General features: G+C 69.4%; 12 protein-coding genes. 7 read left to right on the top strand and 5 right to left on the bottom strand.

Going from position 1 to position 14,294, the window contains the following annotated elements:
* Nucleotides 1-65 precede the first annotated feature (65 nt).
* Genes IPV10_RS02640 through IPV10_RS02615 form a run of 6 tightly spaced genes read left to right on the top strand, consistent with a single transcriptional unit; the run spans nucleotide 66 to nucleotide 5,607 of the window.
* Complete coding sequence (locus IPV10_RS02640; protein WP_207480121.1) at nucleotides 66-614, top strand: DUF177 domain-containing protein; 549 nt, start codon at nucleotides 66-68, stop codon at nucleotides 612-614.
* Nucleotides 615-616: 2 nt separating this feature from the next.
* Complete coding sequence (gene rpmF, locus IPV10_RS02635; RefSeq protein WP_105668338.1) at nucleotides 617-826, top strand: 50S ribosomal protein L32; 210 nt, start codon at nucleotides 617-619, stop codon at nucleotides 824-826.
* Between the two features lie 13 nt (nucleotides 827-839).
* The gene (gene rnc / locus IPV10_RS02630) at nucleotides 840-1,532 is read left to right on the top strand and encodes a ribonuclease III (protein WP_207480119.1); all 693 of its coding nucleotides are present in this window, start codon (nucleotides 840-842) and stop codon (nucleotides 1,530-1,532) included.
* Nucleotides 1,525-2,388 (top strand): bifunctional DNA-formamidopyrimidine glycosylase/DNA-(apurinic or apyrimidinic site) lyase, encoded by an 864-nt coding sequence (mutM, locus tag IPV10_RS02625; protein ID WP_207480117.1) that lies wholly within the window; start codon nucleotides 1,525-1,527, stop codon nucleotides 2,386-2,388. Before rnc ends, mutM begins: the two co-directional genes overlap by 8 nt.
* A gap of 25 nt (nucleotides 2,389-2,413) precedes the next feature.
* Nucleotides 2,414-3,262: a formate dehydrogenase accessory sulfurtransferase FdhD gene (gene fdhD, locus IPV10_RS02620; RefSeq protein ID WP_207480115.1), complete on the top strand. Its 849-nt coding sequence runs from the start codon at nucleotides 2,414-2,416 to the stop codon at nucleotides 3,260-3,262.
* The gene (locus IPV10_RS02615; protein WP_307861038.1) at nucleotides 3,259-5,607 is read left to right on the top strand and encodes an FdhF/YdeP family oxidoreductase; all 2,349 of its coding nucleotides are present in this window, start codon (nucleotides 3,259-3,261) and stop codon (nucleotides 5,605-5,607) included. Before fdhD ends, IPV10_RS02615 begins: the two co-directional genes overlap by 4 nt.
* Nucleotides 5,608-5,619: 12 nt before the next feature.
* Here IPV10_RS02615 and IPV10_RS02610 read toward each other — a convergent pair whose 3' ends face one another.
* The 5 genes from IPV10_RS02610 to IPV10_RS02590 all read right to left on the bottom strand — a co-directional run bounded on the left by IPV10_RS02610 (nucleotide 5,620) and on the right by IPV10_RS02590 (nucleotide 10,168).
* Nucleotides 5,620-6,942 (bottom strand): FtsX-like permease family protein, encoded by a 1,323-nt coding sequence (locus IPV10_RS02610; RefSeq protein ID WP_207480113.1) that lies wholly within the window; start codon nucleotides 6,940-6,942, stop codon nucleotides 5,620-5,622.
* A complete protein-coding gene (locus tag IPV10_RS02605) occupies nucleotides 6,939-7,634 on the bottom strand; it encodes an ABC transporter ATP-binding protein (protein WP_207480111.1) in 696 nt (231 codons plus the stop codon). The genes IPV10_RS02610 and IPV10_RS02605 overlap by 4 nt, the downstream gene beginning before the upstream one ends.
* Before the next feature lie 74 nt (nucleotides 7,635-7,708).
* Nucleotides 7,709-8,788 carry a GNAT family N-acetyltransferase gene (locus tag IPV10_RS02600; protein ID WP_207480109.1) on the bottom strand — a complete coding sequence of 360 codons (1,080 nt, stop codon included), beginning with the start codon at nucleotides 8,786-8,788 and terminating at the stop codon, nucleotides 7,709-7,711.
* Nucleotides 8,785-9,873 carry a GNAT family N-acetyltransferase gene (locus IPV10_RS02595; protein ID WP_207480106.1) on the bottom strand — a complete coding sequence of 363 codons (1,089 nt, stop codon included), beginning with the start codon at nucleotides 9,871-9,873 and terminating at the stop codon, nucleotides 8,785-8,787. Before IPV10_RS02595 ends, IPV10_RS02600 begins: the two co-directional genes overlap by 4 nt.
* Nucleotides 9,874-9,886: 13 nt before the next feature.
* The gene (locus tag IPV10_RS02590) at nucleotides 9,887-10,168 is read right to left on the bottom strand and encodes a hypothetical protein (protein ID WP_207480104.1); all 282 of its coding nucleotides are present in this window, start codon (nucleotides 10,166-10,168) and stop codon (nucleotides 9,887-9,889) included.
* Between the two features lie 554 nt (nucleotides 10,169-10,722).
* Between IPV10_RS02590 and smc the strand changes: the two genes are divergently transcribed.
* Nucleotides 10,723-14,271 carry a chromosome segregation protein SMC gene (gene smc / locus IPV10_RS02585; RefSeq protein WP_207480102.1) on the top strand — a complete coding sequence of 1,183 codons (3,549 nt, stop codon included), beginning with the start codon at nucleotides 10,723-10,725 and terminating at the stop codon, nucleotides 14,269-14,271.
* Nucleotides 14,272-14,294 lie beyond the last annotated feature (23 nt).

Here is a 14,294-nt window from a genome sequence, read left to right as displayed (position 1 = left end):
CCGACGGAGTCCCTGGCCGGGCGATTCCCAGAGGGGATCGTTAGACTGGAACCGTGCGATCCCGAATGAGCGGCCCTTTCGTCCTCCCCGTCCGCGACATCGTCCGCCGGCCGGGGGAGATGCGCGAACACGCCTTCACGGTCTCCCTGGCCGAGCAGTGGGGCGAGGGGATCGTCACCTACGAGAAGGGCTCCGAGATGCATCTCGACGTCCGTCTGGAGTCCGTCCACGAAGGCATCCTCGTCTCCGGAGCAGCGGATGCGGAGTACTCCGGGGTGTGCGGAAGATGCCTCCTCGAGATCACTCGGCCGGTCGAAGTCGAGTTCCAGGAGCTTTTCGCGTATCCTGGTCAGGAAGAAACTGACTTCGAGGTTCAAGACGACCACGTGGATCTTGAAACTCTCGTCAGGGATGCGGCCGTATTGTCGCTTCCATTTCAGCCGGTGTGTCAGCCGGATTGCCCGGGTCTCGACCCGAATACGGGCGAAAGGCTGACCGAGAGCACCGGGACGGAGCAGGCCGCTCCCATCGATCCTCGATGGAGTGCGCTCCAGCAGATCACAGACCAGGACGGCAAGGCAGAGAGCCGTGCCGCCGAGAAAGAAGAGAGCTAGTCATGGCTGGTAACCCCCCGAAGCGCAAGGTATCCCGTTCGAACACCCGCTCGCGTCGCGCGCAGTGGAAGGCGGCGCCCATCGCGCTCGTCAAGACGATCGAGAACGGCAAGGTCGTCTACAGCCGCCCTCACCAGGCGAAGGTCGTCACCGACTCGCAGGGCACCGAGCTCTTCCTGGAGTACAAGGGCCGCAAGGTCGCAGACGTCTGAGTCGCGAACCATCGTGACAGAGGTCCCTCGGGGGACGAGACCTCTCCCTGAGAAGCTCCGCGTCGACATCGACGCGGAGCTTCTGGAGTTGGCTCTCACCCACCGCTCCTACGCGTACGAGCACGGCGGCATTCCGCACAACGAGCGACTCGAGTTCCTCGGCGACTCGGTGCTCGGCCAGGCCGTCACCGTGATGCTGTTCACCACGCATCCCGGTCTCGATGAGGGCGAGCTGGCGAAGCGGCGCGCGAGCGTCGTCTCCACCGTCGCCCTCGCAGAGGTCGCCCGTGCGATCGATCTGGGCAGCCATCTGCGGCTCGGCCGAGGCGAGGAGCAGACCGGCGGGCGCGACAAGGACTCGATCCTCGCAGACACCATGGAAGCGGTCATCGGCGCGACGTACCTCTCGGCCGGCCCTGAAGCGGCGACCACCCTGGTACTGCGACTGACCGAGCCGCTGCTCGCGGACCCGGAGCGCTACGGCGCGGCGATGGATCCGAAGACGAGCCTGCAGGAGCTCGCTGCGCGACTCGGAGCGACGCCCCCGCAGTACTCGGTCGAGGCGAGCGGACCGGATCACGACAGGCGCTTCACCGCGACCGTGCTCGTCGGAGACGTCAGCATGACCGGCAACGGCAGCAGCAAGAAGACGGCGGAGATGGCTGCGGCGCTCAGCGCCTGGCGCCTTCTCGGCGATCGTGCCTGAGCTTCCCGAAGTCGAGGTCGTGCGCGCGGGCCTCGCACCTGCCGCGATCGGCTCGCTGATCACGGCAGTGAGCGTCTTCGACGAGCGCGCGCTGACCAGGCACCCCGCGGGGGCCGCCGACTTCGTCGCGCGCCTGGAGGGTCGCACCTTCACGGCGGCGGAGCGTCGCGGCAAGTTCCTCTGGCTGCCGGTCGATGCCGGTGACGCCGCGCTGATCGCCCATCTCGGCATGAGCGGGCAGATGCTGCTGCGCACGCCCGATGCGGCCGCAGAGCGGCATGAGCGCGTCCGCATCCATCTCGAGCATCCGGTGCACGGCGAGCTCGCCGTCGTCTTCTCGGACCAGCGCACGTTCGGCTCTCTCGCTGTCGATGCCCTCGTCTCCGACGGCGGGTCGCTGATCCCGTCGCAGGTGGCGCACATCGCCCGTGACCCGATCGATCCCGAGTTCGACGACGAGGCCTTCCGCGGGTCGCTGCGGCGCCGTGGCAGCGCGATCAAGCGGGTCCTGCTCGATCAGGGGGTGATCAGCGGCATCGGCAACATCTACGCCGACGAGTCGCTGTGGGCAGCCCGCATCCATCCGGAGACCCCCGCGAGCGCGCTGTCGACCCAGGCGGTCCGGCGACTGCTGGCCGAGGTCCGCGCTGTTCTCGTGAAGGCGCTGGCCGAGGGCGGCACCAGCTTCGATGCGCAGTACGTCAACGTGAACGGGCAGGCGGGGTACTTCGCGCACTCGCTGAACGCCTACGGTCGCGGCGGGCAGCCGTGCCCCCGCTGCGGCGGAGACGTCCGACGCGAGGCGTTCATGAACCGCTCGAGCCACTACTGCCCGAGGTGTCAGCGACGACGCTGAGCGGGCGAGGAGTACGCTCGGATCCGTGGGGCGAATCACGACACGACGACCAGTGCTGACGATCACGCTGGACGGGGACTCGCATCGGCGACCCGACACGCTCGCCGTCGAGGAGCCGCTGGAGATCAGGGTCCTCGGCGAGCCGCTCGCGGTGACGATGCGCACTCCGGGCCATGATGTCGAGCTCGCAGCCGGTTTCCTCGTCTCGGAAGGCGTCATCTCCGCGGGGTGGGAGTTCCGGTCGGCGATCCACTGCGGCGGCCCAGGCACCGGAGGCGCCGAGAACACCTACAACGTGCTCGATGTCTCGCTCGCTCCCGGCGTGCAGCCGCCCGCTCCCGACCTCGCCCGCTCGTTCTACACCACGAGCTCGTGCGGCGTATGCGGCAAGGCGAGCATCGAGGCGGTGGAGACGGTGTCACGGTACGACGTCTCCTGCGACGACGCCTCCGTCTCGGCGCAGGACCTCGTCGGCTACCCGGATCGACTGCGCGCGCGTCAGGACGCCTTCGACAAGACCGGCGGCCTGCACGCCGCCGCGCTGTTCGACACCGCGACCGGTGAGATGCTCGTGCTCAGGGAGGATGTCGGGCGGCACAACGCCGTCGACAAGGTCATCGGATGGGCGGTGCTGAACGACAGGCTTCCGCTGCGCGGCACAGTGCTGCAGGTCTCCGGGCGGGCGAGCTTCGAGCTCGTGCAGAAGGCGGCGATGGCGGGCATCCCGGTCCTCGCCGCAGTCTCCGCGCCGTCGTCGCTCGCCGCGGAACTGGCCGAGGCCCGCGGCCTGACCCTCGTCGGATTCCTGCGCGGGCGGTCGATGAACGTCTATTCGCACCCTTACCGGGTGACAACCGAGATCGGAGCGCCGTGAATCCTGAAGACACGAAGCAGGGAGTGGCGCTCGGACTCATGCCCGACGTGCCGCGCCAGGGCGGATACGGACCCCGGACGGATCGCCCCTGGTCCTGGAGCGAGTACGACCACCCGGCCGCGGGCTGGGGTGCCGCGCTCTCTGTCGGCGAGGTGCTCGTGCGGTCGCAGGCCCCGGTGACCGGCGCCCTCGCGATGCTCACGATGAACCACCCGATCAAGGGCTTCGACTGCCCCGGGTGCGCATGGCCAGACGATCAGAAGGGCCTCCGGCTCGACATCTGCGAGAACGGCATGAAGCACGTCACGTGGGAGATGACCCACAAGCGCGTCGGCAGCGGCTTCTTCTCGAAGCACACCGTCACCGAGCTCGCCGGATGGACCGACTTCGATCTCGAGAACGCCGGGCGCCTCACCGAGCCGATGGCATACGACCCGGAGACCGATCGGTATGCGCCGATCAGCTGGGACGACGCGTTCGCCCTCATCGGCGAGGAGCTGAGACGGCTCGACAGCCCTGACGCGGCTGCGTTCTACACCTCGGGCCGACTCAGCAACGAGGCGTCATTCATCTATCAGCTGATGATGCGCGAGTACGGCACCAACAACATGCCGGACTGCTCGAACATGTGCCACGAGGCCTCCGGCCGCGCGCTGAAGGCGTCCATCGGGACGGGGAAGGGCACGACCACTCTCGAAGACTGGGAGCAGACCGACCTCCTGTTCCTGATCGGCGTGAACGCGGCATCGAACGCACCGCGGATGCTCACGGCGCTCTCCGACGCGGTGAAGAACGGCGCACAGGTCGTGCACGTCAATCCGCTCGTGGAAGCGGCATCCCGGCGCACGATCGTCCCGCACGACTTCATCGACATGGCGTTGTTCAAGACGCACGCGACCGGGACGCTCGATCTGCAGGTGCGCCCCGGCGGCGACATGGCGCTGATGCGCGCCGTCGCGAAGGTCGTGTTCGAAGCGGCAGAGACCGACCCGTCGGTGCTCGCCGCCGACTTCATCGAGCGGCACACGCAGGGATTGGACGAGTACCGCGCTCTCGTCGACGCGACGTCGTGGCAGGATCTCGTGCTGCAGTCCGGCCTGACCGAGGGGCAGCTCCGGCACGCCGGCGACCTGTACCTGAAGGCGGACAGGACGATCATCAGCTGGTGCCTCGGCGTCAGCCAGCAGGAGCACGCGGTCGACATGGTGCGCGAGTTCACGAACGTGCTGCTGCTCCGCGGCAACATCGGCCGCCCCGGCGCAGGGCCGGCTCCCGTGCGCGGGCACAGCAACGTCCAGGGCAACCGCACCTGCGGCATCGATCACCATGCACCGGCCGCACTTCTCGACCGGCTCGACGAGGTCCTCGGGATCACCTCGCCGCGAGAGCCGGGACTCGACACCGTCGCGAGCATCCGCGCCATGCACGAGGGTGCCGTCAAGGTGTTCATCGCGCTGGGCGGCAACTTCGTCGCGGCCGTCCCCGACCCCGTCTACACGGCGGAGGGCATGAGCAGCTGCGAGCTCACAGTGCAGGTCAGCACCAAGCTCAACCGCAGTCACCTGGTGCACGGGAAGAAGGCGCTGATCCTGCCGTGCCTCGGGCGCACCGAGGCGGACGAGCAGTCGTCAGGCCTCCAAGGGCAGACCGTGGAGGACGCCATGAGCATGGTGCATCTCTCGGTGGGGAAGAAGAAGCCGGCATCCGAGCACCTGCGGTCGGAGCCCGACATCATCGCGCGCATCGCGAGGGCCACGATGCCCGACAGCCCTCTGCCGTGGGAGTCGTACGTCGCTGACTATGACGTCATCCGTGATGTGATGGCGCAGGTCCTGCCCGGATTCGAGGGGTTCAATGAACTCGTGAGGCAGCCGAACGGCTTCCGCATCCCGCAGCCGGCGCGCGACCTCGACTTCCGTACCCAGTCGGGGAAGGCGGAGTTCTCCTCGCCGCCGCTGCATGACGTGCTCCCGCCCTCCGATGACATGCTCGTGCTGCAGACGATGCGCTCCCACGATCAGTGGAACACCACGATCTACTCGAACAACGACCGCTACAGAGGCGTGAAGAACCTGCGGGAGCTGATCTTCATGAACGCGGCCGACATGCAGGACCGTGGAATCGGGCACGGGGATCTCGTGGACATCGTCGCCACGTCGAAGGACGGCTCGCAGCGCGCGCTGCGGCAGTACCGCGCCGTCGCGTACGACACCCCGCGAGGGAGTGCGGCCGGCTACATGCCGGAGATGAACGTCCTGATCGGCCCTGCGGATTACAGTGCGCAGAGCGATCAGCCGCTCATGAAGAGCATCCACGTGAGGGTGCGGCCCGCCGCGACGACCTGACCGCGGCCGGCGTCATGCCGACCGGAACGAGCGGGCGAGGAGCGGCCGTGTCGCCAGGGTGCTGAACCAGACCACCCCGATGCCGGTGCCGACCACGAGGCAGATGGTCAGGATCGACAGGGGAGCGGTGAGCAGCGCGAACCCCAGCAGCGGGAACACCAGGATCGCAGCGCACAGCGCCGAGCCGGCCGCGGTGAGGAGCAGCGGCGACATGATGGCGCGACGTCGCGCCCGCTCGACGGTCTCCAGCGGCATGCCGAGGTGGTGAAGGCTGCGGTGCAGCTCGCGCTCGTCGAGGATCGCTGACGCCTGGTTCACTCCGACCGAGGCGGCGACCATGAGGAAGGAGGCGATCAGCGTGATGACCAGTCCCGTGCGCATGTCCTGCACCAGGGCGACATCATCGGATGCCGCGTCCGCGCTGCTCATGACGTTGATCAGCGACACCCCGGTGCCGGCGAAGACCGCCATGAAGCTCGCCATCGCGATGCCGCTCACCTCGCGCCACGCCGCCTTCGGGGAATCCAGCACGGTGCGAGCGGCCAGGAGTCGGTCGGCCCGCTCGGCGCGACGGAGCTGCCGGGTGGCCGCCACCTTCAGCGTCCAGGGGCCGACGAGATTGAGCACGGCGAGTGCGGCGCCGAACAGGGCCGCGAGCACCACGATCACCGTCACCACGCCGCCGATCGACGGGAAGACCTTCACCAGCGCGAACGCCGCGGCGATGACGGACACGGCGATCACCGCACGCAGCCAGTGGACGCCCGACACGGTGCTGCGCATCCGCACACCCAGCGGCGAGATCACCACGCGCCGAAGACCGAGAGCGGCGCTGCCCGCGGCGAGGATCAGCACTGCGCCGAACACCGCGAGGATTCCGAGCGGCGACAGCAGCACGGCGTGCAGGCCGAGCGGCTCGCCGCGGAACGGGATCAGGCCGATCAGCGGGCTGACCAGAAGGTAGCCGACCATGCCGGCGATCGCGCCGGCGCCGGCGATCAGGGCCGATTCGACGACGGTCGCCGCAGCCACGCCGAGGGGAGTCGCCCCGAGCAGCCGCAGGGTCGACAGCCGCTCATCCCGCCGGCGTGCCGAGAGCCGTGCCGCGGCTCCGCCGAGATTCATCAGCGGGACGACCAGGAGCACGAGGGCGATCGCGGCCAGTGCCTGATAGATCGGCGCGTAGTCGTCCGTCCACGACCAGAAGGACTGCGCACCGCCGATCACCGTCAGCACCAGCGCGGTGACGACGCCGAAAGCCACGATCGGCAGCACGAGCACGCCGTTCCGCCCCGGTGCCGGACGAAGGAGAAGAGCGAGGACCCGACAGTTCACGCCGCCACCGCCGACGAGATGATCCGTCCGTCGCGCATCGCCACCGTGCGCGAGCAGCGTGCGGCGACCTCCGAGTCGTGCGTCACGACCAGCAGGGTCCTGCCATGGCCCGTGGTCGACCACAGCAGCGCGTCCATCACCTCACGGGAGGTGTTCGAGTCGAGCGCGCCGGTCGGCTCATCCGCGAAGACGAGCTCGGCGCCGGTCGCCTGGGCCCTGGCGATGGCGACCCGCTGCGCCTGCCCGCCGGAGAGCTCTCCGATCCGGCGCTCCTCCATGCCCGCGAGGCCCAGCGCGGCGAGCCAGGATGCCGCGTGCTGCACGGCATCCGCTCTCCGCACCCCGTTGATCATCGACGCGAGGGCCACGTTCTCGACCGCAGTGAGCTCGGGGATCAGGAGTCCCTGCTGGAAGACGAAGCCGAACCGCTCCCGGCGAAGTCGTGACCGCGCCGATTCGCGGAGACCCGTCAGCTCGACCGGTGCACCGGTCGACGGGTGGAACGAGACGGTGCCGGAGTCCGGCGAGATGATGCCCGCCAGCACGTGCAGAAGCGTGGTCTTGCCGGATCCGGAGGCGCCCATGATCGCGACCGACTCTCCACGGCGCACAGTGAGGTCGACGGTGGCGAGGGCGCGGGCGGTGCCGTACGTCTTGGCGAGGGCATGGGAATCGAGGACCGGATCGTTCATGGTTCCAGCCTCGCCCCGCGCCCTCGCCGACGCATCGGCCTGCGGGCTGATCGTCGTACACCCTGCGGATGAGCTCAGATCTTCTTCTGCCAGGCTCCCGCGTACGAGACCGGGACGAAGCCGATCGCCTCGTTGATGTTCAGCATCGGACGGTTCTCCTCGGCGTTGAAGGTGGAGACGACCGGAGAGTCCGGCATCCGCTCCCGCCAGCGCAGCAGGTTCGCGCACTTGACGATCGTGCCGAGACGGTGGCCGCGGTGCTCCCTGGCGACGAGAGTGCCGAACTGATGCGTCACACCGGCACGGTCGGCTCCGATGACGAGCTCGTTGTATGCGACCAGGTCACCGGTGGGCACATGCTGCACGGCGACCACCGAGATCTCCTGGCCGGCGCCGAGCAGGCGCGCCTCACGACGCACGACGCGGTCGGCATCCCACTCCTCGGCGACGAAGTCCATGTCGCCGCTCGGTGCGTCCGTCGACAGCCGGGCGAGCACGGCCGCGAAGCCGTCGCGAAGCTCCGGCGGAGTCGGCATCAGCCAGTCCACGATCCGATAGTCAGGACCGGCAGCCGCCTCCGCATCCGCCAGCGCCGCGCGCAGCGGCTCGGCGTCTCGGCGCAGGTCGAACTCGCTGTTGCGCTCGACCTGCTCGAGAGTGAAGCCGTCGGCCGCGACCAGCTCTGCGAGCGGAGTCGCGGGGACGCGTCCCCAGCCGGTGCGAGGCACGAGCATCCGATCCGCCTGCTCGGGTCGATGCAGCGTCCAGAGCTGGAGGACGCTGCGCCCGTGGGCCCGTGCCTCGTCCTCGGCACGCGACAGGAGCGCCTCCTCGACGCCCATGCCCCAGTGCTCTGCGGGAACCAGCATGTCGATCTCGGCGGCGTGCGCCTCGGCCTCCTGGGCGAAGGAGATCGTGACCATGCCGACGATCCCGTCGTCGGTGCGCGCCACGAACCCGGTCTGCAGCGTGTCGGTGCCGTCCTGCCAGGCGGGGAGCATCTGACGCGCGTCCGGCGCGAGATCGGGAAGCCCGACCTCCTCGGCGCAGATGCGCTTGTTGAGCTCGCCGTAGGCGAGGAACTCCGCGGCGTCGGCGTCGTCGAGAGACCCGGGGACGACGAGCGGGGTGATGGTCAGGGCGACGGTCTTCATGACAGCTCCTTCTTCCAGGCGCCTTCGTAGGCGATGGCGGTGAAGCCCATGGCTTCGTTGATGGAGAGCATCGGCCGGTTCTCCTCGGCGTTGTACGTGACGATGCGCGGAGAATCCGGCACCTCCTCCTTCCAGGTGAGCAGGGCTGCGCACTTGACCAGCTGGCCCAGGCGATGACCGCGGTGCTCCTTCAGCACGAGCGTGTCCTCCTGGTGCGTCGTGGCGGCAGGATCGGGGCCGATCGCGAGTTCGGTGAATGCGGTGAGCTCGCCGGAGTCGATGTGCTCCGCAGCGGTGACGAGGATCCTGCGGCCCATCTGCCGAACACGGCACTCCATCGCCCTGACCCGATCGGCGTCCCATCTCTCCTCATCGGACTGGAGACCGGCAGAGGGCGCGTCCGTCGACATGCGCGACTTCAGCCACGCGTACCCGTCGATGCGGTGGTCGGGCGTCGGCTGCATCCACTGCACGACGCGGTAGCCGGCGGAGGCGTCACCGACCTCGTCGCGCAGCGACCTCGCACGCGTGAGCGCCGCATCCGAGAGGTCGAGATGGCTCACCCTGTACACCTGCTCGAGCGTGAACCCGTGGCGGGTGAGGAACCGCGCGACGTGATCGTGAGGCACGCTGCCGTACCCGGTCGGGGCCTCGAGACGAGGGGCCTCGCTCGGCTGCTGCTCCGTCCAGTTCTGGATGATCGGACGGCCGTGCTCGCGAGCCACGGCCTCGATGTGCGGCATCATCGCTGTGCCGATGCCGAGTCCCCACACCCGGGGCAGGATCTCGATGGACGCGATCGCGACGCGCGAGCCCTCCTCATGGGGGATGTCGAGGACCGCTCGTCCCACGATCTCGTCGCCGAGACGAACCGCCCACACGTAGGTCGTGCGCTCACGGCGAGAGCGGAGGATCGTCAGCAGCGCCTCCGGAGTCAGATCCTGCTCGTCGCGACCGGTCAACTCCCGGTAGACGAGGTTGCGGACGCGGGCGAGCTCGCGGAACTCGCCCGCGTCCACTGCATCCGCCCGTGCCGGAAGCACGAGCGGATGCAGGGTCGCACCTGCGGTGAGAGGAATGCTCATCTCGACCTCCCGGTCAGCGCAGCTGACGCTGCAGGTCGTGGGCGAGCAGGATGGCGTAATGCCTGGCCGTCAGGTTCTGCTCTCCGAGGAGCAGGCCCTCGGCGTGTGTGATCGTCGGGGCCGTGCGCTGCGGACGCGGGCGCTGCGCCCGCTGGAGCAGCCAGACCCCGATCCGGAGCGACAGGCGGTCGACGAGTGCGAGTTCACGCAGTTCGCCGGGTGCGGGGATCTGGAGGACCTGGCGGTCCTCGATATCCGGTGGGTGGGTGATGCTGCGGTGCAGCGTGGTGTTCACGGTGATTCCTTCTGGTGGATGTGAGGGATGGGTGCGGCGAGCACGACCGTCGGCAGCCGGATGGTGACCGGCGGGCGTGCGGTGGGATGGCGGAACCCGGGTGCCGCGGGAGCGGCGAGTGCCGGGTTCGGCGGTGGGGACGGTCCGAGGGCGGACCGGCGGGCCATGACCTGAGATCAGGTCAGAGGGCGGTGCGCCGAGAAGCGGAGACGAGAACGGGAGCCCGGCTACGGGCAGAGTCCTCCGGCTGCGGTTCTACGAGAGCGCGCTGTGACGGACGCCGGCGGTCACCGAGTACGCAAAGCGCGGCGCAGTGTGATGCGCGGCGAGGCCAGTGGCCTGTGCGTTGAGCTGAATCATCATCGGTAACCTCCTTTCGTGTGGCGATCCGGTGGATAAGGTAGCGAAGTCGAACCGCTCGAGTCAAGCATCCGCGTTCCCGACCGGCGTGTCGCACGCGAATCCGGTTCGCCGTCACCCGCGCGGGATGCCGGCCGCGGCGGGGGTTTCCGGTAGCGTATGGGCGTGATTCTCCCCGTATCGGCGGTGCCCGCATGCATCTGAAGAGCCTGACCCTCAAGGGGTTCAAGTCCTTCGCGCAGCCGACGAGCTTCGTCTTCGAACCGGGGGTCACCTGCATCGTGGGCCCGAACGGGTCGGGCAAGTCGAACGTCGTCGACGCCCTCGCCTGGGTGATGGGCGAGCAGGGTGCCAAGACCCTGCGCGGCGGCAAGATGGAGGACGTCATCTTCGCCGGCACCTCGACCCGCGGACCGCTCGGCCGCGCCGAGGTCCAGCTCACGATCGACAACGGCGACGGGGCGCTGCCGATCGAGTACGCCGAGGTCACGATCAGTCGCACGCTGTTCCGCAACGGATCCAGCGAGTACGCGATCAACGGCGAGAACTGCCGCCTCCTCGACGTGCAGGAGCTGCTCAGCGACTCGGGTCTCGGCCGCGAGATGCACGTGATCGTCGGTCAGGGCAGGCTCGACACGGTCCTGCAGGCATCGCCCGAGGATCGTCGCGGCTTCATCGAGGAGGCAGCGGGCATCCTCAAGCACCGCCGCCGCAAGGAGAAGACCCTTCGCAAGCTCGACGCGATGGAGACCAACCTCACCCGGCTCAGCGATCTGGCCGGAGAGATCCGCCGGCAGCTGAAGCCCCTCGGTCGCCAGGCGGAGATCGCCAGGGAGGCGCAGACCATCGCCGCCGTCGTGCGGGACGCGAAGGCCCGGATCTTCGCGGATGACGTCGTAGCGCTGCGTACGGCCCTCGCCGACCACACGCGCACGGAGCACGAGCGGCACACCGAGCGGCTCGTGCTGTCCGACCAGGCGGAGGCCGTCAGGGCGAGCATCGCCCGCCTCGAGCAGGATCAGAACTCGGTCGCCGTCGACCGCGCACGCGGCGTCGCGTTCGGTCTCGAGCAGGTGCAGGAGCGGATGCGGGGGCTGTACACGCTCGCGAACCAGCGACTCGCGCTGCTCGGCTCCGAGGAGGACGACGCCGCTGTCACAGCGGTCACGGTCACGCAGAGCACGATCGACGACGCCAAGGATGAGATCACCGCGATCTCCGAGGGGCTCGGCGACGCGCAGGATGCCGCGACGGTCGCGAGTCGCGAGGTCATGCACGCGAGGGCCGAGCTCGACACCCTCGACGTCGACATCGCCGAGCAGAGCGCCCTCGTGTCGGAGTACGACATGCGGCTGACGACGCTGCGCGGAACGGCGGATGCCGCGGCATCCGCGCTGGCGGCGGTGCGCGGTGCCGTGCTCCGTCAGGAGAACGCGCTCGAGGCGGCGAACGCACGCCGGCGGGAGGCCGCCGAGGCTCTCGAGTCGATCGAGGATGCGGAGGCACCCGAGGGTACGGCGGCCGAGCATTCCGCCGCTTACGACAGCGCGCAGCGGGCGGCGACGGCCGCGGAGTCCGAACGCGAGACCCTGCGGGAGCGACTCCATGCAGCCGAGCGCGAGGTGGACGCCCTCACCGCCAAGGCCGCGGCTCTCGGCAGCGCCCTCGCCATCTCGGGTGGCGCCGCCGAGATCGTCAGGACCGGGGGACCAGGTGTCCTGGGCCTGGTCGGGGATGCGGTACAGGTCCGGTCCGGGTTCGAGGCCGCGATCGCCGCCGTCCTCGGCCCGCTCGCCGAGGGCGTGCTGGTGGAGGCCGCAGCCGACGCCTTCGCACTCGCGGCCGACGGAGCCGAGCGGGGCAGGGGCGTCGTCGACTTCGTCGTCGCCGGCGGGCTCCGGCCCGCCGTGGAGCTGCCGGCGCTTCCCGGCGTGACGCCGGCAGTCGACACCGTCACGGCGCCGGACGGCGTACTCGGCATCCTTTCGCACGTGCTTCTCGCCGACGACCTGGAGTCGGCGCGTTCCGCCAGGGCGGCGCTCGATGCCGCGGGCGACACCACCACGACCATCGTCACGCTCGCAGGGGATGTCATCACCGCTCAGACGCTCCGCACCGGCTCCGGAGGGGAACGCTCACGCCTCGAACTCGCCGCCGAACGGGACGCCGCGACCGAGCGCCTCACCGAGGTGCAGGTGATCGTGGACTCCCTCCGTGAGGCTCGCGAGGACGCGAACGAGGCTGTCGAGACGACCAGGCGCCACGCCAAGGACGCGCTGCGTGCGCTCCGCGAGCACGACGCGGCGCTGGCCAGCCATGCCGAGCAGGTCAACCGGATCACGGTGCGCCATGAGTCCGCAGTGGCGGAGTGCGAGCGTCTGGAGTCCGGCCTCGCGCAGGCGCAGGCCGCCGTCGCCGACGCGGAGGCGAAGGCGGAGGCCGCGAAGTCCCTCCTCGACGAGGCCGTCTCCGCTCCGCGCCCTGTGCTCGACGCATCCGCGCGCGACGGTCTGCTGGAGGCGCTGGAGCAGGCGAGAGAAGGCGAAGTCCGCGCGCGGCTGGAGATCGAGACGCTGCGCGAGCGCGTCCGTGCCGCGCAGGCGCGGGTCGCGAGCCTCGAGCGTCAGCGCGAGCAGGAGCGGGATGCCGCGGCCGAGGCCGCGCGGCGAGCAGTGATCCGGCGTGCACAGCGGGAGTCGGCATCCGGGGTGGCGGAGGAGCTGCCGCGAATCCTCGACTCGCTCGACCGCTCGGTCACCGAGGCCCGCGTGGCGCTGGCCGAGGCGGAAGCCGCGCGCTCGGCGCAGAACGAGGAGCTCACGACTCTGCGGTCGCAGGAGACGTCGCTGCGAGAGCGCCTTGCCGGCCTCACCGAGAGCGTGCACGGTCTCGAGCTGCAGATCCACGAGAAGAAGCTGCACCTGAACAGCCTGCTCGAGCGAGTCTCGTCGGAGCTCGCTCTCGACGAAGATATTCTTGTTGCGGAATATGGGCCTGATCAGCTCGTTCCCCGCGATCCTGGCGTCGAGGCGGCCGCCGGCGAGCTGCTCGACGACACGGCGATCCCGTTCGATCGGCGTATCCAGCAGCGGCGCCTTGCCGACGCCGAGCGCAAGCTCGCGCAGCTCGGACGGGTGAACCCGCTCGCGCTCGAGGAGTTCGCGGCTCTCGAGCAGCGCCACGCGTTCCTCACCGAGCAGCTCGCCGATCTCACCCAGACGCGCCAGGATCTGCTGACGATCATCGCCGACCTCGACGAGCGCATGCAGACGATCTTCGCGAGCGCGTTCGAGGACACGAAGGAAGCGTTCGGGCAGGTCTTCCCGCTCCTCTTCCCCGGCGGCGCCGGGAGCATCTCGCTCACCGACCCGGACAACATGCTGACCACAGGCATCGAGGTGTCGGTGCGACCGGTGGGCAAGAAGATCGAGCGTCTGTCCCTGCTGTCGGGTGGCGAGCGGTCGCTGGCCGCGGTCGCGCTGCTCGTTGCGATCTTCAAGGCGCGGCCCAGTCCGTTCTACATCCTCGACGAGGTCGAGGCGGCGCTCGACGACGCCAACCTCGGCCGGCTGCTGTCGGTGTTCGAGCAGCTGCGGGAGAGCTCGCAGCTGCTCATCATCACCCACCAGAAGCGCACCATGGAGATCGCCGACGCCCTCTACGGGGTCTCGATGCGCCAGGACGGCGTCTCGGCCGTCGTCGGCCAGCGCGTGGGCGATCGAGCCGCAGCCGCCGCAAGCTGAGAGGCGGCGCGCCTTCCTGCCCG

Source organism: Microbacterium sp. SD291, from assembly GCF_017355365.1.
In the GTDB taxonomy this organism is placed as follows: domain Bacteria; phylum Actinomycetota; class Actinomycetes; order Actinomycetales; family Microbacteriaceae; genus Microbacterium.
The sequence above is the reverse complement of the archived record's forward strand: the minus strand, read 5'-3'. Positions and strand labels throughout refer to the sequence as shown.